Origin of the sequence: Actinomycetospora callitridis, from assembly GCF_028737265.1 — a bacterium.
Classification (GTDB): domain Bacteria; phylum Actinomycetota; class Actinomycetes; order Mycobacteriales; family Pseudonocardiaceae; genus Actinomycetospora; species Actinomycetospora callitridis.
Genome location: NZ_JAQZAK010000007.1, coordinates 280854 through 301717, shown reverse-complemented (window position 1 = coordinate 301717; position 20864 = coordinate 280854). Strand labels below are relative to the sequence as shown.

General features: G+C 75.4%; 19 protein-coding genes. 11 read left to right on the top strand and 8 right to left on the bottom strand.

Annotated elements, in window-relative coordinates; all coding sequences use genetic code 11:
• Positions 1–118 precede the first annotated feature (118 nt).
• Complete coding sequence (locus PH191_RS21890; RefSeq protein WP_274196744.1) at positions 119–1696, bottom strand: class I adenylate-forming enzyme family protein; 1578 nt, start codon at positions 1694–1696, stop codon at positions 119–121.
• Between the two features lie 144 nt (positions 1697–1840).
• On the opposite strand from PH191_RS21890, the gene PH191_RS21885 reads away from it, so the two are divergent.
• Both PH191_RS21885 and PH191_RS21880 read left to right on the top strand, forming a co-directional pair.
• Positions 1841–2833 (top strand): LLM class flavin-dependent oxidoreductase, encoded by a 993-nt coding sequence (locus tag PH191_RS21885; protein WP_274196743.1) that lies wholly within the window; start codon positions 1841–1843, stop codon positions 2831–2833.
• 40 nt (positions 2834–2873) lie between these two features.
• Entirely contained in the window at positions 2874–4127 is a 1254-nt protein-coding gene (locus PH191_RS21880) for a chloride channel protein (RefSeq protein WP_274196742.1), read from the top strand.
• Between the two features lie 14 nt (positions 4128–4141).
• On the opposite strand, the gene PH191_RS21875 is transcribed toward PH191_RS21880, so the two are convergent.
• Entirely contained in the window at positions 4142–5134 is a 993-nt protein-coding gene (locus PH191_RS21875) for a hypothetical protein (protein WP_274196741.1), read from the bottom strand.
• Between the two features lie 110 nt (positions 5135–5244).
• Here PH191_RS21875 and PH191_RS21870 point away from each other — a divergent pair, with 110 nt between their 5' ends.
• The 5 genes from PH191_RS21870 (at position 5245) to PH191_RS21850 (ending at position 10866) form a co-directional block, all read left to right on the top strand.
• Positions 5245–6330: a glycosyltransferase gene (locus PH191_RS21870; RefSeq protein WP_274196740.1), complete on the top strand. Its 1086-nt coding sequence runs from the start codon at positions 5245–5247 to the stop codon at positions 6328–6330.
• 81 nt (positions 6331–6411) lie between these two features.
• Positions 6412–7413 carry a dihydroxyacetone kinase subunit DhaK gene (dhaK, locus tag PH191_RS21865; RefSeq protein ID WP_274196739.1) on the top strand — a complete coding sequence of 334 codons (1002 nt, stop codon included), beginning with the start codon at positions 6412–6414 and terminating at the stop codon, positions 7411–7413.
• Entirely contained in the window at positions 7413–8054 is a 642-nt protein-coding gene (dhaL, locus tag PH191_RS21860; RefSeq protein WP_274196738.1) for a dihydroxyacetone kinase subunit DhaL, read from the top strand. Before dhaK ends, dhaL begins: the two co-directional genes overlap by 1 nt.
• Positions 8051–10558, top strand: a complete 2508-nt coding sequence (gene ptsP, locus PH191_RS21855; protein WP_274196737.1) for a phosphoenolpyruvate--protein phosphotransferase — start codon at positions 8051–8053, stop codon at positions 10556–10558. The genes dhaL and ptsP overlap by 4 nt, the downstream gene beginning before the upstream one ends.
• Entirely contained in the window at positions 10555–10866 is a 312-nt protein-coding gene (locus tag PH191_RS21850; RefSeq protein ID WP_274196736.1) for a hypothetical protein, read from the top strand. The genes ptsP and PH191_RS21850 overlap by 4 nt, the downstream gene beginning before the upstream one ends.
• 34 nt (positions 10867–10900) lie before the next feature.
• Here the strand turns inward: PH191_RS21850 and PH191_RS21845 are convergent, their stop codons facing one another.
• The 4 genes from PH191_RS21845 to PH191_RS21830 form a co-directional block, all read right to left on the bottom strand.
• The gene (locus tag PH191_RS21845; protein WP_274196735.1) at positions 10901–11845 is read right to left on the bottom strand and encodes an SDR family oxidoreductase; all 945 of its coding nucleotides are present in this window, start codon (positions 11843–11845) and stop codon (positions 10901–10903) included.
• 119 nt (positions 11846–11964) lie between these two features.
• Positions 11965–13650: an alpha-keto acid decarboxylase family protein gene (locus tag PH191_RS21840; protein ID WP_274196734.1), complete on the bottom strand. Its 1686-nt coding sequence runs from the start codon at positions 13648–13650 to the stop codon at positions 11965–11967.
• Between the two features lie 117 nt (positions 13651–13767).
• Positions 13768–13923, bottom strand: a complete 156-nt coding sequence (locus PH191_RS21835) for a DUF6131 family protein (protein ID WP_274191524.1) — start codon at positions 13921–13923, stop codon at positions 13768–13770.
• A gap of 511 nt (positions 13924–14434) precedes the next feature.
• Positions 14435–15079, bottom strand: coding sequence for a PaaI family thioesterase (locus tag PH191_RS21830; protein WP_274196733.1), 645 nt, complete (start codon positions 15077–15079; stop codon positions 14435–14437).
• A 194-nt stretch (positions 15080–15273) separates the two neighbouring features.
• Between PH191_RS21830 and PH191_RS21825 the strand changes: the two genes are divergently transcribed.
• The 4 genes from PH191_RS21825 to PH191_RS21810 all read left to right on the top strand — a co-directional run bounded on the left by PH191_RS21825 (position 15274) and on the right by PH191_RS21810 (position 18122).
• Positions 15274–15654, top strand: a complete 381-nt coding sequence (locus tag PH191_RS21825) for an STAS domain-containing protein (protein ID WP_274196732.1) — start codon at positions 15274–15276, stop codon at positions 15652–15654.
• 7 nt (positions 15655–15661) lie between these two features.
• Entirely contained in the window at positions 15662–17263 is a 1602-nt protein-coding gene (locus PH191_RS21820; protein WP_274196731.1) for a PP2C family protein-serine/threonine phosphatase, read from the top strand.
• A gap of 136 nt (positions 17264–17399) precedes the next feature.
• Positions 17400–17528, top strand: coding sequence for a hypothetical protein (locus tag PH191_RS21815; protein WP_274196730.1), 129 nt, complete (start codon positions 17400–17402; stop codon positions 17526–17528).
• A gap of 3 nt (positions 17529–17531) precedes the next feature.
• Positions 17532–18122, top strand: a complete 591-nt coding sequence (locus PH191_RS21810) for a DUF3159 domain-containing protein (protein WP_274196729.1) — start codon at positions 17532–17534, stop codon at positions 18120–18122.
• Here PH191_RS21810 and PH191_RS21805 read toward each other — a convergent pair.
• The gene (locus PH191_RS21805) at positions 18109–19950 is read right to left on the bottom strand and encodes a sugar phosphate isomerase/epimerase and 4-hydroxyphenylpyruvate domain-containing protein (RefSeq protein WP_274196728.1); all 1842 of its coding nucleotides are present in this window, start codon (positions 19948–19950) and stop codon (positions 18109–18111) included. The two genes, PH191_RS21810 and PH191_RS21805, sit on opposite strands and share 14 nt — an antisense overlap.
• The gene (locus PH191_RS21800; protein ID WP_274196727.1) at positions 19940–20851 is read right to left on the bottom strand and encodes a shikimate dehydrogenase; all 912 of its coding nucleotides are present in this window, start codon (positions 20849–20851) and stop codon (positions 19940–19942) included. The genes PH191_RS21805 and PH191_RS21800 overlap by 11 nt, the downstream gene beginning before the upstream one ends.
• Positions 20852–20864 lie beyond the last annotated feature (13 nt).

Below are 20864 nucleotides of genomic sequence, written 5' to 3'. Positions count from 1 at the left end.
TCACGACCGGCGGGCGCACGATCTGAGCGTAGAGCTGACCATCGCCCTGGCGTCGCGAGTGCTGACCCGCCGGCCGCTACCGCAGCCGAGCCTGGCAGACCCGGCCCAGCGAGCCCCATTAGGCGTCGTCGGTGCCGATCTTGAAGCGGCGCACCTTGCCGACGCTGGTGCGGGGGAGGCTGTCGATGAGGTGCCACTCGCGCGGCCGGGCCTGCGGCGTGAGCTGACCGGCGGCCCAGGCGGCGAGCTCGTCGACGGTGGGGGCGTTGTCCGGGTCGCGGGCGACGACGTAGGCGACGGGCACCTGGTCGCGGAGCGCGTCGGCGCGGGCGACGACGGCGACCTCGAGCACGCCCGGCGCCTGGGCGAGGACCGCCTCGATCTCGGTCAGGCTGACGTTCTCCCCGGCGACCTTGATGACGTCGTCGGCGCGACCGACGAACCGCAGCGCGCCTAGGCCGGACGACGGGCTGTCGACCTGCACCGCGAGGTCGCCGGTGACCAGCCAGGTGACGCCGTCGGCATCGGTGGTGAACGTGCGGTCGGTGACCGCGGGGTCGTCGAGGTACTCCGGGAACAGGTCGACGCCACGCTCGCCCGCCACGATGATCATCCCGGGCGTGCCGGGCTCGACGTCGGCATGGGTGGACGGGTCGACGAGGCGGACCCGGCGGCCGGGCACCGGCTCCCCGATCAGCTCGTGGCTCGGCGGGTCGCCGCGGTCGGCGGTGACGACCGTGGTCGTCTCGGTCATCCCGTACACCTGGCGCGGCAGGGTGCCGACGAGCTCGGAGAACTCGCGGTGGTGGTCCCGGCCCAGGCTCTGGGCGAACCAGACGTGGCGCAGCCGGGCGGGCGGGGTGCCCTCCGGGGTCCGCGCCAGGATCATGCGCACGGGCGCGGCGAACAGGCTGGCGTGGGTGGCGGCGACCTCGGTCGCCGTGGCGACCCACCGGCTCGCCGAGAACGTCGCGGTCAGGGCGACGGAGGCGCCGACCTCGATCGCCGGGGCGAAGCAGTAGAACTGCGCGTTCGCGTGGAACAGCGGCAGGGTGACCAGCCACCGGTCCTCGGCACCGAGGTCCGCGGCGTCCGCCATGCCCGCGGCGACGTGGCGGTAGTTGGCCTGGGTCAGCACGACGCCCTTGGGCTGTGACGTCGTGCCGGAGGTGAACATGACGGCGAGCCGGGTGTCCGGCGCCACCGCCTCCACCTCGGCCGTCCGGCCGTCCCCGGCCCGCAGGCGTCCGCCCGGACGCACGTCCGCGGCGGTCTCCTCGAGGGCGATGCTCCGCAGCGCCGCGCCCTCCGTGCCGGCGAGGTAGGTGTCCTTCCGTGCTCTCGCGTAGAAGCCCATCTTCGGACGCACGCGGGCGACCTGGGTCTCGATGTCGCGGCTCGTCGACGCCGGGTCGACGGGCACCATCCAGGCCCCGAGCTCCGTCGTGGCGAGCCAGAGGGCGATGAACCCGGGGCAGTTGCGCAGGCACAGGTGCACCGCGTCCCCGCGGCCGACGCCGTGGGCCGCGAGCAGCGCCATGGTGTCGCGGACGAGGCCGTCGAACTCGGCGTAGGTCCACGTGTCGATCTCGCCGTCCTCGCTGCGGAACACGAGGAACGGGCGGTCGGCGTGCCGGTCGACGGCGCGCAGCCAGAGCTCGGCGAAGGTCCCGGGACGGCGGGAGGTCGTGGTCATCGGAGTGCGGATCATGCCAGCCGGGCCGGTGTCGCGGGAGGTGCTCCGGTTGGACGCAACCCTTGCCCTGGATCAGGAGGTGCGGGAGCGTCAGCGTCGGCCACTGTGACGCACGTCGCTCCGAGGGCAAGGAGACCGTCCCCGATGAAGCTCGCTCTCTACCTGCCGAACTTCCGTACCGAGGTCACCATCAAGGAGCTCGAGGACCTGACCGCCCTCGCCGAGGAGCTCGAGTTCGACTCCGTCTGGACGCTGGACCGGATCGTCGTCCCGGAGGCCTCGGACCGCGGGGAGCTCCAGTACTCGTTCGGCATGATGGACGGGCTCCCCAACGCCCTCCCCGTGGCCTCGACGGGAGGCTTCTTCCAGGGCTTCCCGCTGATCCCGTGGCTCGCGGCGAAGACGTCGACGGTGCGGATCGGGATGAGCATCATCGACACCCCGTTCCGCGCGCCCGGGGTGCTCGCCGCGGAGCTCGCGACCATCGACCACCTCTCCGGAGGCCGCCTGAACGTCGGTCTCGGGGCCGGGTGGATGCCCGAGGAGTTCGCGGCCGCGAGCGCCGCGCACATCTTCCCGAAGCGGCACAAGCACGTGCGCGAGACGATCGAGGTGCTGCAGGGCATCTGGGGCAACGAGCACTTCGAGTACCACGGCGAGTTCGCCGACTTCGACCGCTGCGGCTTCGGCGCGAAGCCCCTGCAGCAGCCGCGCCCGCCGATCTTCATGAGCGGGCTCAAGGACCCGCTGCGGGCGGCGAAGCGCATCTCGAAGTACGACCTCGACGGGTTCATCGGCATCCAGGACTCGCCGGACAGCCTCGGGAAGTGGCTCACGGCCATCGACCAGCAGTTCGAGGAGATCGGGAGCTCGAAGCGCTCGAAGGACCTCGAGATCTGCAGCATGATCTGGACGGTCATCACCGACGAGGAGACCGACCAGAGCGACAACGGCGTCCCGTCGAACCTGCTGGTGGGCACGGAGAAGCAGCTCACCGACCGGCTCAAGGCCTACAAGGAGGCCGGCCTGACGATGCCGCTGATCTGGCCGCCCTTCACCGACGTGCCGGTGGCGAAGACGCTCGACGACCTCAAGCGCATCAAGAACGACATCATGCCGAAGGTCGAGGCCGCCTGACGACGCGCGCGGGACGGCTCCCCGGGCCAGGATGCTCGGCGTGCCGGTCGGACGGGCAGCCGCCCGCACCTACGCCCTCGCGGCCCTCTTCGGGGCGGTCGTGGGCGCGATGGCCGCGGTGTTCGTGCTGCTCGTGCGTCTCCTCACCGACCTGCTCTGGGACGGCACCTCGTCGCGTCTGCCGGGCCCGGCGTGGCTCGGGACGGCGCTGGTCTGCGTTCTCGCAGGGGTGGTCGTCGGCATCCTGCGGCGCCGTCACGAGCGGGACACCCCCCACGATCTCGACGACACCCTCGTCGCGCTGGACCGGGCGCTGGGCGACGACGCCCCGCCGCCGCCGAAGGTGCGGTGGCTGCTGCGGACGACCGCCCTCGGAGCGGTGTCCCTGGTCGCCGGCGGATCGCTGGGGCCGGAGGCGACGCTGATCGCGCTGGCCACGGGCCTGGGGGAGCGGATGGCGCGGATCCTCCGGCTCACCCGCAGCGAGGCCGCGTCGTTCTCCGCGGCCGGCGCGCTCTCCGGGCTGCTCGGCGGCCCCCTCGGTGCGGTGGTGCTCCCCCTGGAGCGCAGCGGCCGACCGAGCGAGGCGGTCCGTCTGCTGGGCGCCTGGCTCGTCGCGGGCGCCGTCGGCTTCGTGGCGTTCCTGCTCGTGCTGCCCGGCGGCGGCGGGATCCGCTTCGACGTGCCCGAGGTGCCGCTCGGGTCCGCCGGCGAGGTCGCGGCGGCGCTCGGGTGGTCGGTGCCGGCGGCGGTGCTCGGGGTGCTCGCGGGCCTGGTGATGGTGCTCGGACTGCGACGGGGACGGGCGCTCGTGACCCGCGCGGTGCCGTGGACCGTGCTGCGGGCGACGCTCGGGGGCGCGGTCCTCGCGGTGTGCGGGGTGGTCGTCCCGCTCAGCCTGTTCTCCGGCGAGCAGGGCGTGGAGGCGCTGGTCGCGGACCTCCCGCGGACCACGGCCGGGGGTCTGCTCGTCCTCGCCGCGGTGAAGGTCGTGGCCACGGTGGCGTGCCTGGCCACCGGCTGGTTCGGCGGGGAGATCTTCCCGTCGGTGTTCTCCGGGGTGGCGGCGGGACTCGTCGTCGTGGCCCTGGTCCCCGCGGCACCGGTGACGGTCGCCGTGGCCGCCGGTGCCGGCGCGGCCGCCACGGTGGTCCTGCGCCGCCCGCTGGCCGTGGTCCTGATCCTCCTCGTCTTCCTGCCCCTCGACGCGCTCCTGCCGATCCTGGTCGGGGTCGCGACCGCTGCGGTGGCACGAGGTCCGCTCCGCGCACGTGAGCGGTCCGGGGTGAGCTGACACCCCGGGAACGGTCACGTGCGTGGAGCGCCCCCGGGGGACGGTCGGGGCCGGGAGACGATGATCTGGGCGATACCGAGGACCAGCACGGCGATGGTCAGCAGCCGCTCGGCGGGCGGCAGCGGCCGGAACCACCCGTAGACCTGGGTGGCGACGGCCACCGCCTGGGCGAACAGGGGCAGGGCGATCGCGGGCCAGCCGGTGATCTCCCGCGACGCTCGGGGCTGGCCGGGCAGCCTGGTGGCGCCGACGGCGAACGCGAGCGCGCCGGCGCTCCAGAGGAAGTCGTAGGGGCCGCGGTGGGCGAGGACGTCGGCGGCGGTGAGGCTGTAGGCGGCGTCGGCGACGGTCAGGCACACGAGCCCGGCGCCGACCCACGGCCAGCTGCCGTACAGGTGCCAGGACATCAGCGGGAGCGTGCCGAGCAGGGCACCGATGAGCAGGACGTCGCCGAGGGGGTAGGCGACGGCCACGACCTGCCCCGCGGGGTCGATCGGGGCGTTCTGCAGCACCGGGACGATCACGAGCAGGACGCCGGGGGTGGCGACGAGGAGCACCAGGACGAACCCGTCGAGCCAGCGGTGCCAGGGGATGTCGCTCACCCGGGCCCGCACCATCAGGATGAGGCCCGCCATGAAGAGCGGGTAGGTGCCGAGGTAGAGCACGTCCGTGGGGTTCGGGGTGGGCACGTCGCCGCCGTCGCCGTACAGCGCTCCCCACAGGAGCTCCGCGAGGGCGAAGAGCAGCAGCGCCGCGGCGAAGCACCACCACGCGTGGCGGGACGGGCTCGTCCTCCGGTGGCGCGCGCCCCAGACGCACACGACGCTCGAGGCGAGGATGAGCCCGGCGTGCAGCCAGTCGTCGACGATCGCGAGGTCCGGCGCGTGGGCGCCGGCGCTGATCTGGTGGGCCGCCTCGACGACCAGGCCGGCCAGCAGCACGGCCGCCACGGTGACGCGCCGCCACCGGCCTGCGCCGCGCTCCCCGAGCCAACCCGTCCGCGACACAGCGACTCCGTCCTCGGCGGCCGGGCAGGAGGCGACGGTAGCGCAGTGAGGGCCCACGGCGTCATCTCGGACAGCCGGATGGCTCCGGCGCCGGCGGGGTACCAGCTGCGGTGCAGACGCTGCGGATCGTCCCGAACCTGCGGAGCTCGGTCGTGGAGGAGATGCCGGCGGGCCAGGTGCTGCTCGTCACCTCGGAGCTCGGGGACGCCGACCCCGCCCTGCTGGCGCATCCGGACGTGCGTGCCTTCAGCTGGCCGGGGCTGCTGCGGGCCGTGCGGGACCCCGAGCTGGAGCTCCTCGAGGTCGCCGAGCCGCTGTGGGTCGGCGAGTGGGTCCGGGCCCTGCGCGCGATCGTCCTGGTCACGGTGCTGCGCGCGGTGCATCCGGGTCGGCGCCGGGTGCGGGTCGCGACCTACGCCATCGAGAACCTCGACGCGCACGAGCGGCTGAGCTTCCGGTCCCTCGACGGCCGGCCCGTGCTGGGGGCGGTGGCGACCCGGCTCGCCACCGTCGGGCTCGGCCTGTCCCTGCTGCTGCTCGACGCGGTGGTGTTCGGGACGACCGGCGCGTCCGAGAACTACCGGCGGGCGTTCGGGTGGTCGCTGCGCCGCGCGCGCCACACGGTCATGACCCCGCGGCTCGACGCCTGCCGCGTGTGCGGGCCCCCGGTCGGGACGCCCCGCGACCGCACCGTCCTGGTCCTCGGCGCTCCCAGCGCACGCAAGGGGTTCCCCGTGCTCATGGAGGCCTGGGAACGCTCGGGTGCGGTCGGGCAGGGCTGGCGGATGGTGGTGTGCGACCCCGCCGGGGAGGGCGAGCCGGAGCTGCCCGCCGGGGTGTCGATCCGGCGGCGCCCGCCCCGGGAGGTCGTGCACGAGCTCCTGCGCTCCAGCGCCGTGGTCGCCATGCCGTCGGTCCGGCTCCGGCGGTGGCGCGAGCAGATCGGGCTGCCGTTGGTGGAGGGGCTGACGCACGGCTGCCGCGTGGTGACGACGACGGAGACGGGCCTCGCCGACGACCTGGGCGGGCACCCGCTGGTCACCCTCACGACCCCGGGCGACCCGGCGAGCCTGGCCGACGGCCTGCGGCGGGCGATGGACCCGCCGGACGACCCCGGATCCGGTGACGTCCCGCGACCGGTCGGCTACACCAAGAGAGATGTCGTGGCGTGGTGGCTCGCCCGGTCCGATCGCTGATCGTCTCGGCCGTCCGGACCCTTGCCCGGACCTGCCGGAACGACCATCGTCGGCCCGGCGCTCTACGTCAGGAGTCGAATCATGAAGAAGCTTCTCAACGACCCGGCCGACCTCGTCGCGGAGTCCCTGCGCGGGCTGGACCGCGCTCATCCCGAGCTGCGTGTCGACCACGAGAACCGGATCATCTACCGCGCCGACGCGCCCGTGTCGGGCAAGGTCGGGCTGCTCTCCGGCGGGGGCAGCGGCCACGAGCCCGCGCACGCCGGGTTCATCGGCCCCGGGATGCTCGACGCGGTCTGCGCCGGCGAGGTCTTCACCTCGCCCGTCCCCGACCAGATGGCCGAGGCCACCAAGAAGATCGACGGCGGCGCCGGCGTGCTGCACCTCGTCTGGAACTACACCGGCGACGTCATGAACTTCGACATGGCCGCCGAGCTCGCCGCCGCGGAGACCGACACGACGGTCGAGGCCGTGGTGATGAACGACGACGTCGCCGTCGAGGACAGCCTCTTCACCGCCGGGCGGCGCGGGACCGGCGCCGCCATCGCCGTCGAGAAGATCGTCGGCGCCGCCGCCGAGCAGGGGCGCAGCCTGTCCGAGCTCGCCGACCTGGCCCGCCGCGTCAACGACAACTCCCGCAGCATGGGCATGGCGCTGACGTCCTGCACCGTCCCGGCCAAGGGCAGCCCCACCTTCGACCTCCCCGACGACGAGATCGAGATCGGGATCGGCATCCACGGCGAGCCGGGGCGGCGTCGTGTCCCGCTCGCGCCCGCGCGCGAGATCGCCCAGATGCTGGTCGACCCCGTGCTCGCGGACCGCGACTTCACCGGTGGGGACGGCGTGCTCGTGTTCGTCAACGGCACGGGCGCGACACCGCTGCTCGAGCTCTACCTCATGTACGGCGAGATCGCCGCCCTGCTGGAGAAGGCCGGCGTCGTCCCGGTCCGCACCCTGGTCGGGCCCTATGTCACCAGCCTGGACATGGCCGGGTGCTCGGTCAGCATCACGCAGCTCGACGACGAGCTCCTGCGGCTCTGGGACGCGCCGGTGGCCACCTCCGGCCTGCGCTGGGGGATGTGATGGCGGGTCTCGACGTCGACGGCCTCGGGCGGTGGTTGCGGATCTACGCCGCGTCCGTCGCCGAGCACCAGGAGGAGCTCACGTCCCTCGACGCCGCGATCGGCGACGCCGACCACGGGGCGAACATGCACCGTGGCATGGCCGCGGTCGTCGACGGCCTCGCCGCCACGCCGCCCGCCGACCCCGCCGCGCTGCTCAAGCAGACCGGCATGGTGCTGATCCGCTCGGTCGGCGGCACGAGCGGGCCGCTGTACGGGACGTTGTTCCTGCGCATGGCCTCGGCGGTCGGCGGCGAGACCGCCCTGGGGCCCGAGACGTTCGCCAAGGCCCTACGGGCGGGCGTCGAGGGGCTGGTCGCGCGCGGCAAGACCGAGCTCGGCGACAAGACCCTCTACGACGCGCTCGGGCCGGCCCTGGACGCGCTCGACGCCTCGCTGGGCGACGGCGAGCCCCTGGCGGCCGCCCTGCACGCCGCGTCGAGGGCCGCGGACTCCGGGCGCGACGCGACGACCCCGATGGTCGCCCGCAAGGGCCGCGCGAGCTACCTCGGGGAGCGCAGTGCGGGCCACCAGGACCCGGGCGCCACGTCGGCCGCCCTGCTGGTCGCCGCGGCTGCGCAGGCCGTCGCGGAGGGTGCGTGACCGTCGGGATCGTCGTCGTGTCCCACAGCCGGGCCCTCGCGGAGGCGGCGGTGGCGCTGGCGGGCGAGATGCTGCAGGACGGCCGTGGTCCGATCGAGGTCGCCGCCGGCCTCGACGACGGCGGCTTCGGCACCGACGCGATCGCCATCAGCGAGGCCGTCGCCCGCGCCGACCAGGGCGACGGGGTGGTCGTGCTCATGGACATGGGCAGCGCGGTGCTCTCCGCCGAGCTGGCCCTCGAGATGGTCGACGACGACGTCCGCGAGCGCGTGGTGCTCACCCCGGCCCCGCTGGTCGAGGGCCTCGTGCTGGCCTCGGTCAGCGCGGCCGGGGGCGCCTCGGCCGCGGCCGTCGCCGCCGAGGCGGGCGACGCCCTGGAGGCCAAGACGGCTCATCTCGGCCCGTCCTCACCCGAGCCCGGCGGCACCGCCGACACCGCCGGCACCGCCGACACCGCGCCGTCCGGCGACGACGAGCGCGGGTCCTTCACCGTCGCGATGCCGCACGGGCTCCACGCCCGGCCCGCGGCGCAGCTCGTGCGGGCGCTGCACGGTCTCGACGCCGAGGTGCGGCTGCGCAACGTCACGCTCGACGGGCCGGAGGTGTCCGCGGCGAGCCTGTCGAAGGTCGCGACCCTCGGGGCCCTGCACGGCCACGAGGTCGCGGTGCGGGCCCGGGGCGGCGACGCGGCGGAGGCACTCCGCCGGGTCCTCGGGCTCGCGGAGGACGGGTTCGGTGAGGCGGGCCCGCCGCCGGCCACGGTCGACGTCGAGGACCGGACCGACCACCGCCCGATCCCGGCCTCGCCCGGCATCGGGATCGGACCCGTCCGGGTCGCGCACCGTGCCGCGGTCACCGTCCCCGACGCCCGGCCCGGCACCCCGGACGAGCAGCGCGGCCGCCTGGACGACGCGCGGACCCGCGCCCGCGACCAGCTGCAGGGCGTCCGCGGCACCGCCGCCCGCGAGATCGGCGAGGCCGAGGCCGCCATCTTCGACGCCCAGGTGCTCCTGCTCGACGATCCCGACCTGCTCGCCGACGCCGCCGCCCGCCTCGACGGCGGCGCCGACGCCGCGCGCGCCTGGGCGGACGCCCTCGACGAGGTGGAGCGGGGGTTCGCGGCCGCCGCGGACGAGTACCTGCGCGCCCGCGCCGCCGACGTGCGCGACGTGCGCGACCGGGTGCTGCGCGCCCTCGGCGGCGCCGAGGAGCAGGACAGCGCGCCGGACGGCATCCTCGTCGCCGACGACCTGACCCCCGCCGACGCCGCCGCGCTCGACCCGGCGCGCACACCCGCGGTGGTCCTCGCCGGCAGCAGCCCCACCGCGCACGCCGCGATCCTGCTGCGGGCCCGCGGTGTGCCCGCCGTCGTCGGGGTCGGTGCCGCGCTGGCCGCCCGGGCCGGCGAGGCCGCGCTCCTCGCCGTGGACGGGAGCACCGGCGAGGTCGTCGCGGACCCCGACGAACCCACGCTGGCGGCCTTCCGCGACAGGGCCGCGGCGTTCGGCCGACGCCGCGACGACGCGCGGCGCCGGGCGCACGAGCCGGCCGTCACCCGCGACGGGACCACGGTGCTCGTCGGCGCCAACCTCGGGTCGCCCGAGGACGCCCGGGCCGCCCACGGGGCCGACCTCGCCGGCCTGGTCCGCACCGAGTTCGGGTTCCTCGACCGGCGGGAGGCCCCGACCGTCGACGAGCAGGAGGCGTCCTACCGCGCGATCGCGGAGGCGATGGACGGCCGGCGGATCACGCTGCGCACCCTCGACGTCGGCGGCGACAAGCCGCTGGACTACCTGCCCGTGGCGCCCGAGGCCAACCCGTTCCTCGGGGTCCGCGGCATCCGGCTGGCCCTGGCCCGCCCGCGGATCCTCGCCGACCAGCTCACGGCGATCGTGCGGGTCGCCCACGACCACCCCGTCGACGTCATGTTCCCGATGATCGCGGCGGTCGACGAGCTCACCGCGGCCCGCCGGGCCCTGGTCGAGGCCATCGAGGCCGTCGGCCGGGGGCGTCCGGCAGACCTACGGGTCGGGATCATGGTCGAGGTCCCGGCCGCGGCGCTCAAGGCCGCCGCGTTCGCCCCCCACGTCGACTTCTTCTCGATCGGCACCAACGACCTCACGCAGTACACGCTCGCCGCCGAGCGCGGCAACGACCAGCTCGCCGCCCTCGCCGACGCCCTCGACCCCGGGGTGCTCGCGCTGGTCGCGGCCACGGTGCGCGGGGCCGGCGACGACGTGCTCGTCGCGGTCTGCGGCGAGCTCGCCGGCGACGAGGCCGCCGTCCCGATCCTGATCGGCCTCGGGGTCCGCGAGCTCAGCGTCGCCCCGGGCGCCGCCGCCACGGTCAAGGAAGCCGTCCGGGCCGTCGACCTCGAATCCGCCCGAGACCTCGCCGCGGCCGCCCTGACCTGCGCGGACGCCCGCGCCGTCCGCGCGCTGACGGGCACGGACCGGACGCTCGGCGAGCGTCCCGGCGCCCCGTCCGTACCGTGGACGGGATGAACACCACGAGCAAGACGTCCGGGTCGGGGTGGCTGCGCCCGTGGATGCAGCTGGTCGAGATCACGATCTCGACCCCGATCGTCATCTCCTACCGGACGGCGCAGCTCGTGCTGGGCGGGTGGCCCCCGAACGCCAAGGAGCGCCGTGAGCTGCAGCGGATGGTCACCGAGAAGGCGAGCGCCTTCGGCCGGGCGGGCTACGCCGCGGTCGTGAACCCGCCACGGGACACCGCGCAGCTCGTGGGCAAGGTCCTCGCCCCCGTGCACCAGTCCGTGTCGGGCAACCGCCGGCGTCTCGTCGGACACTGAGCACGGACGCCCGGCGGGACGAGGACGCTCGCCGTCACCCGGTCATCAGGCCCACCCGCGCGAGCTCCTCGGAGACCGTCCAGACACGCTCGGCCTCCTCGGCGCTGCGCAGCGGCGGGTAGAGCTTCTGCTCGGCGGGCGCGCCCCCGAGGTTCCCGGGTCCGCCCGGCCCGTAGAACAGCCCGCCGCGGGCCTCGGGGGACGTCGCCGCGTGGAGCGCGGAGAGGCCCGCCGACTCGACGGTGCCGACGAGGATGCCGCGCGCGGAGAGGGCGCCGATGACCCGTCGTCCCGGGGTGGGGCGGTCACGGCCGACCTCGCTGCGGGCGGAGAGCAGGTTCGTCGGCGCGATGCCGGGGTGCGACAGATTGCTGGTGATGCCCCAGCCGTTCGCCCGGCTGCGCCGGTCGAGCTCGAGGCCGAAGAGCCCGAACGCGATCTTCGACTGGCTGTAGGCGCGCATCCCGTCGTAGGAGCGCTCCCAGCCCAGGTCCGGCCAGTTGATCGTGCCGGAGCGGGCGGCGACGCTGATCTGCGACGTCACGCGGGCCTGCCCGGCGCGCAGCAACGGCATCAGGTGGGCCACCAGGGCGACGTGCCCGAGGTGGTTGGTGCCGAACTGCAGCTCGAACCCGTCGGCGGTGCTCTGGCGGTCCGGCGGGGTCATGACGCCGGCGTTGTTGATCAGGATGTGGATGGGCCGCCCCTCCTCGCGCAGCGTCGCGCCGAGGTCGGCGACCGAGGCGAGCGAGGACAGGTCGAGGGTGCGCAGCGAGACGTCCGCACCCGGCGTCCGGCCCGCGATCGCGGCGAGCGCCGCCTCGCCCTTCCGCGGGTTCCGGACGGGCAGGACCACCTCGGCGCCGGCGGCGGCGAGCCGCGCGGCGATGCCGAGGCCGACGCCGTCGCTCGCCCCCGTGACGACGGCGCGCCTGCCCGTCAGGTCGGGGACGGTGATGTCGGGACGTGTGCGTGGCATGGGATCGCTCCTGGGCTCTCGGGGGGTGTGACCCGAGAGTGCGGCGTTCCGGGAGCGGCAACCACGGCCCGTCGATCCGAGGCTTGCCGGGCCGATGCTGGCCGGGCCGATGCTGGGGGTCAGGACGTCTCGAAGGCCGCCCGGCCGGTGGTCGACAGGCCCCGGGCCAGCTCGAGCAGGAGACGGGGCGCGTCCTTCGGCGGCAGGACGACCTCGACGAACGCCGCGGTGCCCGGCGTCCCGGCGTGGTCGAGGGCGGCGCGGAGCTCGCCGACGGTCCGGGCGCACACCGCGTGGACGTCCGGGGCACCCAGGGCGGCGGGCAGGCGGGTCCAGTCCCACGCGGTGATGTCCTGGTAGACGGCATCCGGGCTCTGGATGGCGCGCTCGACGGTGTACCCGTCGTTGTTGAGCAGGAGCACGATCGCGTCCGGCGCGCGGGCGTAGAGCGTCCCGAGCTCCTGCGCGGTGAGCTGCGCCGACCCGTCGCCGATCACGAGCACGGGACGTCGGTCGGGGCGCGCGAGCGCGGCGCCGAGCGTGGCCGGCAGCGTGAAGCCGATCGACGACCAGACCGGGCTGCCGAGCAGGTCGGACTCGGCCGGCAGCGCGAGATCGAGCGCTCCGTAGAAGGCGGTGCCCGCCTCGGCGATGAGGGTGGTGCGGGGGGCGATCCAGCCCTGCAACCGGCTCCAGAAGCGGGCCTGGTCGAGCGGCTCGTCGTCCGCGCCCAGCACCTCGTGGGCGGTCGGGGCGAGCTCGACCGGGGGCGCCGGCGGGAACCCCGCCGCCTCGACGAGCTCGTGCAGGACCTGCAGCGAGTCCTCGAGGCGAACGCGCGGGTACACGGCGCGCCCGATCCGGGCGTGGTCGACCGCGAGCTCCACGGCGGCCTCGCGGTCGTAGCGGTGGGTGAAGAACCCCGTCGTGAAGTCGCTGTGGACGGTGCCGGCCATGACCAGGAGACGGGCGTCGTCGACGGCGGCGCGGGCGGCGTCGGAGCGGGTGGTGGCGCCGAGGTAGGTCCCGAGGCTGGCGCGGTGCTCCTCGTCGACGAGCGCCTTCGACCCGGACTGCGAGGCGACCCGGACCCCGGGCAGCTCGGCGAGCCCGGCGACGACGTGCTCGAGGCCGCGGCGGTGCACGCGCGGACCGGCCAGGACGCAGACGTCGTCGTTGCCCTGCAGGTGCGCCGCCAGCCCGGCGCGGAACTGCGCGAGGCCGGCGGGGTCCCCGGAGGGGGCGACCAGCGGCTCGACCGAGCCGGCGCCCGGGGCGGCCGTGGCGACGTCGGCGGGCACCCCGATGTACACCGGCTTGCTCGTCTCGAGGGCCACCCGCAGGACCCGGTCGATCTCGGCGACGGCGTTGTGGGGCTCGAGCACGGTCTGGGCCGCGGTCACCTCGCGGAACACGCGCTCGAAGCGGCGGAAGTCGCCGTCGAGGAAGGTGTGGTGCAGCGGGGCGCCCGCGGCCATGGCGGTGCGCGAGGGCATCCCGACGACGTGCACGACGGGGACGTCCTCGGCGTAGCTGCCCGCGACGCCGTTGACCGCGGAGAGCTCCCCGACGCCGTAGGTGGTGACGAACGCCCCGACCCGGCGCCCGACGCGCGCGTAGCCGTCCGCGGCGTACGAGGCGTTGAGCTCGTTCGTCGACCCGACCCACTCCAGCCCCGGCACCGGCAGCATCTCGTCGAGGAGCGCCAGGTTGAAGTCCCCGGGGAGGCCGAACAGGTGGCCGACGCCGAGCTGGACGAGCCGGGTCGCCAGGTGGGCCCCGACCGAGCCGGACGCTGTCGCCATGGGTGTCCTCTCGGTGCGGGATGTCCGCACCACCGTAGGCACACCACCGCGTGCTCACCCCGGGGCGACCCGCCGGCGGCCCCGCGTGAGCGGCCGCCGGCGGGTCCCCGGGAATGCCTAGAAGTAGGTCTTGCGCCCGACGGGGCGCCCGACGGCGCCGAGCAGGGTGAGGATCAGGCCGACGACCAGGAGGATCCAGCCGATGGTGGCGATGATGCTCGGGACGGGGGCCACGTAGCCCACGACGATGAGGATGATGCCGAGGATGATCACAGGTTTCTCCGATACCGGGGGGAGCGTGCGAGGAGCCGGTCCGGGTCGTCCGTCTGCAACCCGGCCGGTCTCCGGGCACAACGAGTCCGACCGAGGTGGCGGTGCTGGTCGGCGCGGAATCCCCACCGAATTGCGCCGGTCGCCGGGGTGGCGCCGCGAGTGGACGCCACCGCTGGGCCGCCCCGCCCCCGCGGCGGGGCAGTCGGGGGAGCCGTCGCACGGGCGGCGAGATCGTCGGGACGGCATGCGGGAAGTAATTGCCGCCGAGGCGCTCCGGAGCCCCTGGCGGAGCAGCGAGACTCGGCGGTCATGGGGGACGGCGAGCACCTGGTGTGGCACCAGGACCTGATCTGCCCGGGCGAGTGGTGCCGAGGTCGCATCCGTCGGTTCCCACCGGGCTTCCTGGTCGACGGTGGACGCCGCGAGCGTCGGCGCTGCCCGTCGTGCGGGACGTCGGTGACGGCGCCCGCGTTCTACGTCTCCGGGAGCGTCCGCGCCGACGTGGGGTGGGTCAGGTCTGACCCGGAGTGAGCGCGACGAAGAGGGCCGTGGCCTCCGCGCACAGGCGGTCGCCGTCGTGGAGCGTGCCGCGCAGGAAGTGCTTGCGTCCTTCCTCGCGGTCGAAGAAGGCCGCGACGCGCAGCTCGGTGTCGATCGGGGCGACGGAGCGGTAGTCGACGTGCAGGTAGGCGGTCCGGGAGCGCGGGCGTCCCCCGCCGAGGGCGAGCCGGCCGAGCAGGTCGTCGAACAGGTAGGGGATCGCGCCCCCGTGGACGACGCCGTTGCTGCCCAGGAAGTGCCGGCCGAACCGGACCCGCCCGGTCATCCGCTCGTCGTCGACCTCGTCCACGTGCAGCGCCGGACCGGCCACCTGCGCCCGTCCGGGCGCGGACCCGAGCCGTCCGGACAGCTGGTCGGGCTCGCCGACCTCGTACGCGGCCAGCGCGGCGCCCAGCTCCGCGACGGTCGTCGTCGTGGACCGCACGACCTCGGCGGTCGGGGCGGCCCCGGCGAGGCGGTCGAGGAGCTCCCGGACCTGGTCGATCATGTCCGTGTAGCCCTCGGGCACCGGACGGCCCAGCCAGGTCTCGGTGTCGGGACGGTGCGGGTCGGTCCGGACGAGCGGCGCGGCCAGCACGATCGCCTCGTCGTCCACCCGATGCTCCTGTCTCCGCTGGTGACGTCTGCCGGTCACGTCCGCCGGTCGAGTCCGTGGGTCACCGTGCGCCACCGCGGCCCGAGGTGCACACCAGGTCGCGGGAAAGGTGCACATCGTCACCTCGGGCGCGGCCGGGTCCCCTCGGCCGGAGCCGGTGTCGACGCGTCGACACTTCACGGGAGGATGACGTCATGACCGGGCGCGGATCGGTGGACGGGGACCCGTTCGAGGACGAGCCTGCGGGCTCGGTGGCCCTCGACGAGGTGCCCGAGGGCATCGTCCTGGCGGTGTCCGGGGCCCTCGACCTCGCGCTCGCACCGACGGTGCGTCGGTCCGTCGAGCGGGCCGCGCGGCTGCGTCCGGCCCTGCTGGTGCTCGACCTGACGGCCGTGACGTTCCTGGCCTCCTCCGGGATGGCCGAGCTCGTCCGCACCCACCGGCAGCTCGGGGGCGAGATACCGGTCCGCGTCGTGGCCACCGGGCGGCTCGTCCTGCGTCCGCTGGAGCTGACCCGCCTCACCGACGAGCTCGCGATCCACGCGACCCTCGCCGACGCCCTCGCCGCCGGATGAGGCCGGGATGACCGCGCCGCCGCCCGGCACCGACGGCCCGGGGCCCGACGCGGACGCCCTGCTGACCGCGCTCGCCGGGGTGTTCACCGCACCGGACGGGGAGCGGGTGCCCGTCGAGCGGGTGGCACTCGGCCCGGAGCGGCTCGCCGGCCTGCCCGCCGCGGGGGGCTCGGGTGTCCTGGTCCCCGACGACGCGCAGCTCGCCGTGCTGGTCCCCGGGGCGACGGCCGGACTCGTCGTCGTCGACCGTGAGGACCCCGGCGGCGCGACGGCTCTGGTCACCCGGGTCCCGGTGGACCGCACCCACCTGGTCGCGGCCGAGGCGGTGGTCACCGCCACCGACGGGCTGCGCAGCGCCCTCGCGGCGCTGCGCGCCGAGGCCGCCGTGATCGACGCCCTGCAGTCCGTGGGCCGGCGGCTGACCGCGCAGCTCGACATCGACCAGCTCGTGCAGGAGGCCACCGACGCGGCGACCACGGCCGTCGGGGCGGCGTTCGGCGCCTTCTTCTACAACCTGATCAACCAGTTCGGCGAGTCGTACACCCTCTACACGCTCTCCGGGGTGCCCCGGGAGGCCTTCTCCCGCTTCCCGATGCCGCGCAACACCCTGGTGTTCGCGCCGACGTTCGACGGCGAGGGCACCGTCCGCAGCGACGACATCACCGCCGACCCGCGCTTCGGCCGCAACGCCCCGTACCGCGGGATGCCCGAGGGACACCTGCCCGTGAGCAGCTACCTCGCGGTCTCGGTGATCAGCCCGACCAGCGGCGAGGTGCTCGGCGGGTTCTTCTTCGGCCACCCCGGGCGCGCGCGGTTCACGAGCCGGCACGAGTACCTGGCCGAGGGCATCGCCGGCTACTCGGCCATCGCGCTGGACAACGCCCAGCTCTACGAGCGCGAGCGGAACTTCACCCGCGAGCTCTCGCGCAGCATGCTGCCCGAGGCGCCCGCCGTGCCGGGACTGGACGTCGTCACCCGCTACCTGCCGGCGGCCACCGGGCACAAGATCGGCGGCGACTGGTTCGACGTCATCCCCCTCGACGGCGGCGGCACCGCGATCGTCATCGGCGACGTGGTCGGGCACGGGGTCACCGCCGCCACGATCATGGGCCAGGTCCGCACCGCGATCCGCGCGTACGCCGTGCTCGGCCTGGCGCCCTCGGACGTGCTGCGCTACGTCTCGGCGCTGCTCGAGACCTTCGCCGAGCCGACCTTCGTCACCTGCTTCTACGCCGTGCTCCGGCCGGACGAGGGGCTCGTCTACGCCAACGCCGGGCACCTGCCGGCCGTGCTGCGCCGCGCCGACGGCACGATCGAGCAGCTCGGGGAGGCCATGGCGCAGCCGCTCGGCGTCGGCCGAGCGTTCTCCGAGCGCAGCGCGGGGTTCCCGCCCGGGGCCGACCTCCTCCTCTACACCGACGGGCTCGTCGAGAGCCGCACCCGCGACCTCACCCAGGGCATCGAGTGGCTGCTCGAGGCGGTCGCCGCGCTGCCCCGCCCGGTCACCGCCGCGGCCTGCGACGACCTCGTCGCGAGCCTCACCGGCGGTGTCCACGACGACGACGTCGCGCTCGTCCACGTCCACCGCGCCGACGGGGCGGCCCCGTGAGACCCACCCCGCTCGGGGGGTGACGGCGCTCACGCGCGCGAGCGGTTGAGTGTGCCGCGGCGGCACGGCGTCTCGTCGGGGGCAGCGAGCTCGTCCGGGCCCGCTCCGACGACGGAGGACCGCCATGAGAGCGCCGATGCCGCAGTGTCCGTCGCACCCCGGGGCCGTTGCCGGGGACGTCGACGCGACCCCGACCGACGAGGTGCCCGTCCCGGGCCCCGGGGACCGGCCCATGACGCTGCTCGAGCGCGTCGGCTGGCCGTGAGGCGTGCTGGGCGCGGCGATCCCGCAGGTGGTGTTCGCCGTCGCGATCGTCGTGGTCCCGCTGCTCGCGGCGGCGGGCATCGCCCTCGCCGTCGCCCTGGTGCAGGCCGCGATCTTCCGGGTGCGCGGGGAGCCCACGTCGACGGTGCTCGGCGGCGTGTTCGGCGTCGCGATCGCGAGCGGGATCGCGGTCTGGACCGGCTCGGCCAGCAACTTCTTCCTCGTCGGCATCGTGGCCGCCCTGGTCGGCCTCGTCGCCACCACGGCGTCGGTCGTCGTCCGCCGGCCGCTGACCGGTCTCGCGTGGAACGCCCTGCACGGGGGTGGCCACGCGTGGCGGCAGGACCGACCGGCCCGGCGCGCCCACGACGTCGCGACGCTGGCCGCCGCGGCCGTGTTCGGCGCCCGCTTCGTGGTGACGCAGTGGCTCTACGGCATCGACTCGACCGGCGGGCTCGCGATCGCGAAGGTCGTGATGGGCACGCCGATGACCCTCGTGGCCGCGGTCGTCGCCTTCTGGGCCTTCCGCCGGTCGACCCGGCGCCTGATCACCCCGACGACCCGGGGGCGCGAGGGTCGTCTCATCCGGGGGTGAGCGCCCGGCGCGCGAGGCGCTGCCGGCGGTGGGCGCTCATGCGCACCGGGGTGTCGGTCCAGCCGTACCCGTCGTCGTCGCCCACCCGCTCGACGAGGGCGACGAAGATGCGCCCCGCGAGGACCTCGGTGCAGACCTGCAGGTAGGCGCCGCCCGGGCCCTGGTCGTGCAGGACGCCGAGCTCGCGGTACGCCGCGAGCCGGTCGGGGGGCAGGTCGACGCGCGCGGCGAGGTCGTCGTAGTAGTTGTCCGGGATGCCGAGCAGGGGCGCCCCGGCCGCCCGCGCGGCGCGGGCGGCGGCCACGACGTCGTCGACGGCGAGCGCGATGTACTGCGGCTCCGGGATGCCGGGGGCCCACTCGCCGCGACGCAGCAGCGAGACCGTGAGGGCCAGGCGGACGCGCCGGGCGGGATCGGCGAGGGCGCGGCTGCGCACGAGGCCGAACGGGGCCGCGAACTCGCCGGCGCTGCCGGGCTGCAGCCCGAGGACCGCGCGGTAGAACAGGGTCGCCTCGTCGAAGTGGTCGAAGGGCTGGGCGAGCCCCACGTGGTCCACGCCGGTGATGCCCAGGCCCCCGGCCGTGCTCCCGGTGGCCCGGAAGTCGCCGCTCCAGTCCGCGTCGACACCGGGTCGGCAGAAGAACAGCGCGGTGCCGTCGGGGGCGGCGACGGCGGGGAGGTCGGCCTCGGCGGGACCGTGCGCGCGGGCGAGGCGGGGCGCCCCGAGCCGGGCCGCGCGCCGGGCCGCCGCCGGTGGGTCCGCCGACTCGACCGCGAGCGCGCTGATCGCCGCGGAGGGGCCCTCGGTGCGGTTGACCAGGATGCGGGCGCGGCCCTGCTCCCAGCGGTCGACGGGCTTGGTGAGGTGCTGCCCGGTGCGAACGAAGCCCAGGGCGGTGAGCGCGTCGTCGAGCGCGGGGTCCTCGCCCCCGGTGGCGATCTCGACGAACGCCGTGCCCTCGACCGCGGGCGCGGGCCCGCCCACCGGGTCGGTGCCGGCGCCGCCGGCGGCCGTGGCCTCGGCGAGCGCGAGCAGGGAGCGGTGCCCGTCCACGGCGGTGCGCACGGGGTCGGCCTGGCGGAAGACGTCGTTGAAGACCTCGAGCGAGAGCGGGCCCGCGTAGCCGGCGTCCAGGACCGCGGCGAGGAAGCGCGGCAGGTCGAAGCCGCCCTGGCCGGGGAACAGCCGGTGGTGGCGGCTCCACTGCAGCACGTCCATCGAGAGCACCGGGGCGTCGGCGAGCTGGAGGAAGAAGATCTTCTCGCCGGGGATCCCGGCGATCCCGTCGATCTCGGACGTGCGGGAGAGGACGTGGAAGCTGTCGAGGCAGAGTCCCAGCGCCGGGTGGTCGGCCCGCCGGACGACGTCCCAGGACGCCTCCCACGTGTCGACGTGCCGGCCCCAGGCGAGCGCCTCGTAGGCCAGGCGCAGGCCGCGCTCGGCGGCCCGGTCGGCCAGGCCGTGCAGCTGGCCGGCGAGCCGGTCGGGGTCCGCGACGGCGTCGGGGGCCACCGAGGAGCACACGAGCACGGTGTCGGTGCCCAGCGCGCGCATGACGTCGAACTTGTGCTCGGCGCGACGGTGGTTCGCGGCGAGGCGGTCGTCGTCGGTGGAGTCGAGGTCGCGGAACGGCTGGTAGAGGTCGATCGACAGGCCCAGGTCGGCGCAGCGCAGCCGGACCTCGCCCGGCGACATGGGCGACGCGACGAGGTCGGGCTCGAAGATCTCGACGCCGTCGAAGCCCGCCGTGGCGGCGGCGGCCAGCTTGTCCTCCAGGGCGCCGGACAGGCAGACCGTGGCGACGGCGGTGCGGGGGTCAGCCGGCACGGTGGTCCTCCCGGGGGGGGGGGGGGGGGGGTTCACCGACGAGCTCGTGCAGGTGGCGTCGCATCCGGGTGGTGTCGGGCGCCAGCCCGGTGAACAGGTGCAAAGCGTCGGCGGCCTGGTGCACCGCCATCAGGCCGCCGTCGAGCGTCGGGCAGCCGATCCCGGCCGCGGCGTCCAGCAGGGCGGTCCGCAGCGGGCGGTAGACGATCTCGGCGATCCACAGGCGCGGGTGCAGCACCGTGGCCGGGACGGGCAGGCCGGGGTGGTCGGCCATGCCGGTCGGGGTGGCGTGGACCAGGCCGTCGGCGGAGGCCAGGACGTCGCCGATGGCGTCGGCCGCGGCGGCGTGCGCGCGGCCGGGGCCGAAGGTCGCGTCGAGCCGGGCGACGAGCCCGCGGGCCCGGCCGGCGTCGACATCGAGGACGTCGACGGCGCCGGCCCCGGCGGTGAGCAGCGCGTGGGCCGCGGCGGCGCCGGCACCACCGGCACCGAGCACGGCGACCCGTCCGAGCGCGGCCCCGGGCAGGCCCGTCCGCAGGGCCGCGGCGAAGCCCGACCAGTCGGTGTTGTGGCCCAGGCTGCGGTGCCCGTCGAACACCACCGTGTTGACCGCCCCGATCGCCGCGGCGTCGGGGGACAGCGCGTCGAGGTGGGGCAGGATCCGCTGCTTGACGGGATGGGTGACGTTGACGCCCCGCAGCCCGGCGTCGCGGGCCTCGACGAGGAGGTCGCCGACGTCGGCGGGGCCCAGGCCCCGCACGTCGAGGTCCACGAGCGTGTAGCGGTACGCCAGCCCGAGAGCGCGCGCCTCGCGCTCGTGCAGCGCGGGGGAGAGCGACGGGCCGATGCCCGCACCGATGAGGCCGACGTGCACGGTGTCGGGGTCGGCGACGAGTCTCACGGCGCGCAGCCTA

Bases quoted from the DNA above. Each gene is read 5' to 3' on its own strand.
- PH191_RS21890 (WP_274196744.1), bottom strand. From the start codon at position 1,696: ATGACCACGACCTCCCGCCGTCCCGGGACCTTCGCCGAGCTCTGGCTG.
- dhaK (WP_274196739.1), top strand. From the start codon at position 6,412: ATGAAGAAGCTTCTCAACGACCCGGCCGACCTCGTCGCGGAGTCCCTG.
- PH191_RS21885 (WP_274196743.1), top strand. From the start codon at position 1,841: ATGAAGCTCGCTCTCTACCTGCCGAACTTCCGTACCGAGGTCACCATC.
- PH191_RS21825 (WP_274196732.1), top strand. From the start codon at position 15,274: ATGACCGGGCGCGGATCGGTGGACGGGGACCCGTTCGAGGACGAGCCT.
- PH191_RS21850 (WP_274196736.1), top strand. From the start codon at position 10,555: ATGAACACCACGAGCAAGACGTCCGGGTCGGGGTGGCTGCGCCCGTGG.
- PH191_RS21845 (WP_274196735.1), bottom strand. From the start codon at position 11,845: ATGCCACGCACACGTCCCGACATCACCGTCCCCGACCTGACGGGCAGG.
- PH191_RS21820 (WP_274196731.1), top strand. From the start codon at position 15,662: ATGACCGCGCCGCCGCCCGGCACCGACGGCCCGGGGCCCGACGCGGAC.
- PH191_RS21815 (WP_274196730.1), top strand. From the start codon at position 17,400: ATGCCGCAGTGTCCGTCGCACCCCGGGGCCGTTGCCGGGGACGTCGAC.
- PH191_RS21840 (WP_274196734.1), bottom strand. From the start codon at position 13,650: ATGGCGACAGCGTCCGGCTCGGTCGGGGCCCACCTGGCGACCCGGCTC.
- dhaL (WP_274196738.1), top strand. From the start codon at position 7,413: ATGGCGGGTCTCGACGTCGACGGCCTCGGGCGGTGGTTGCGGATCTAC.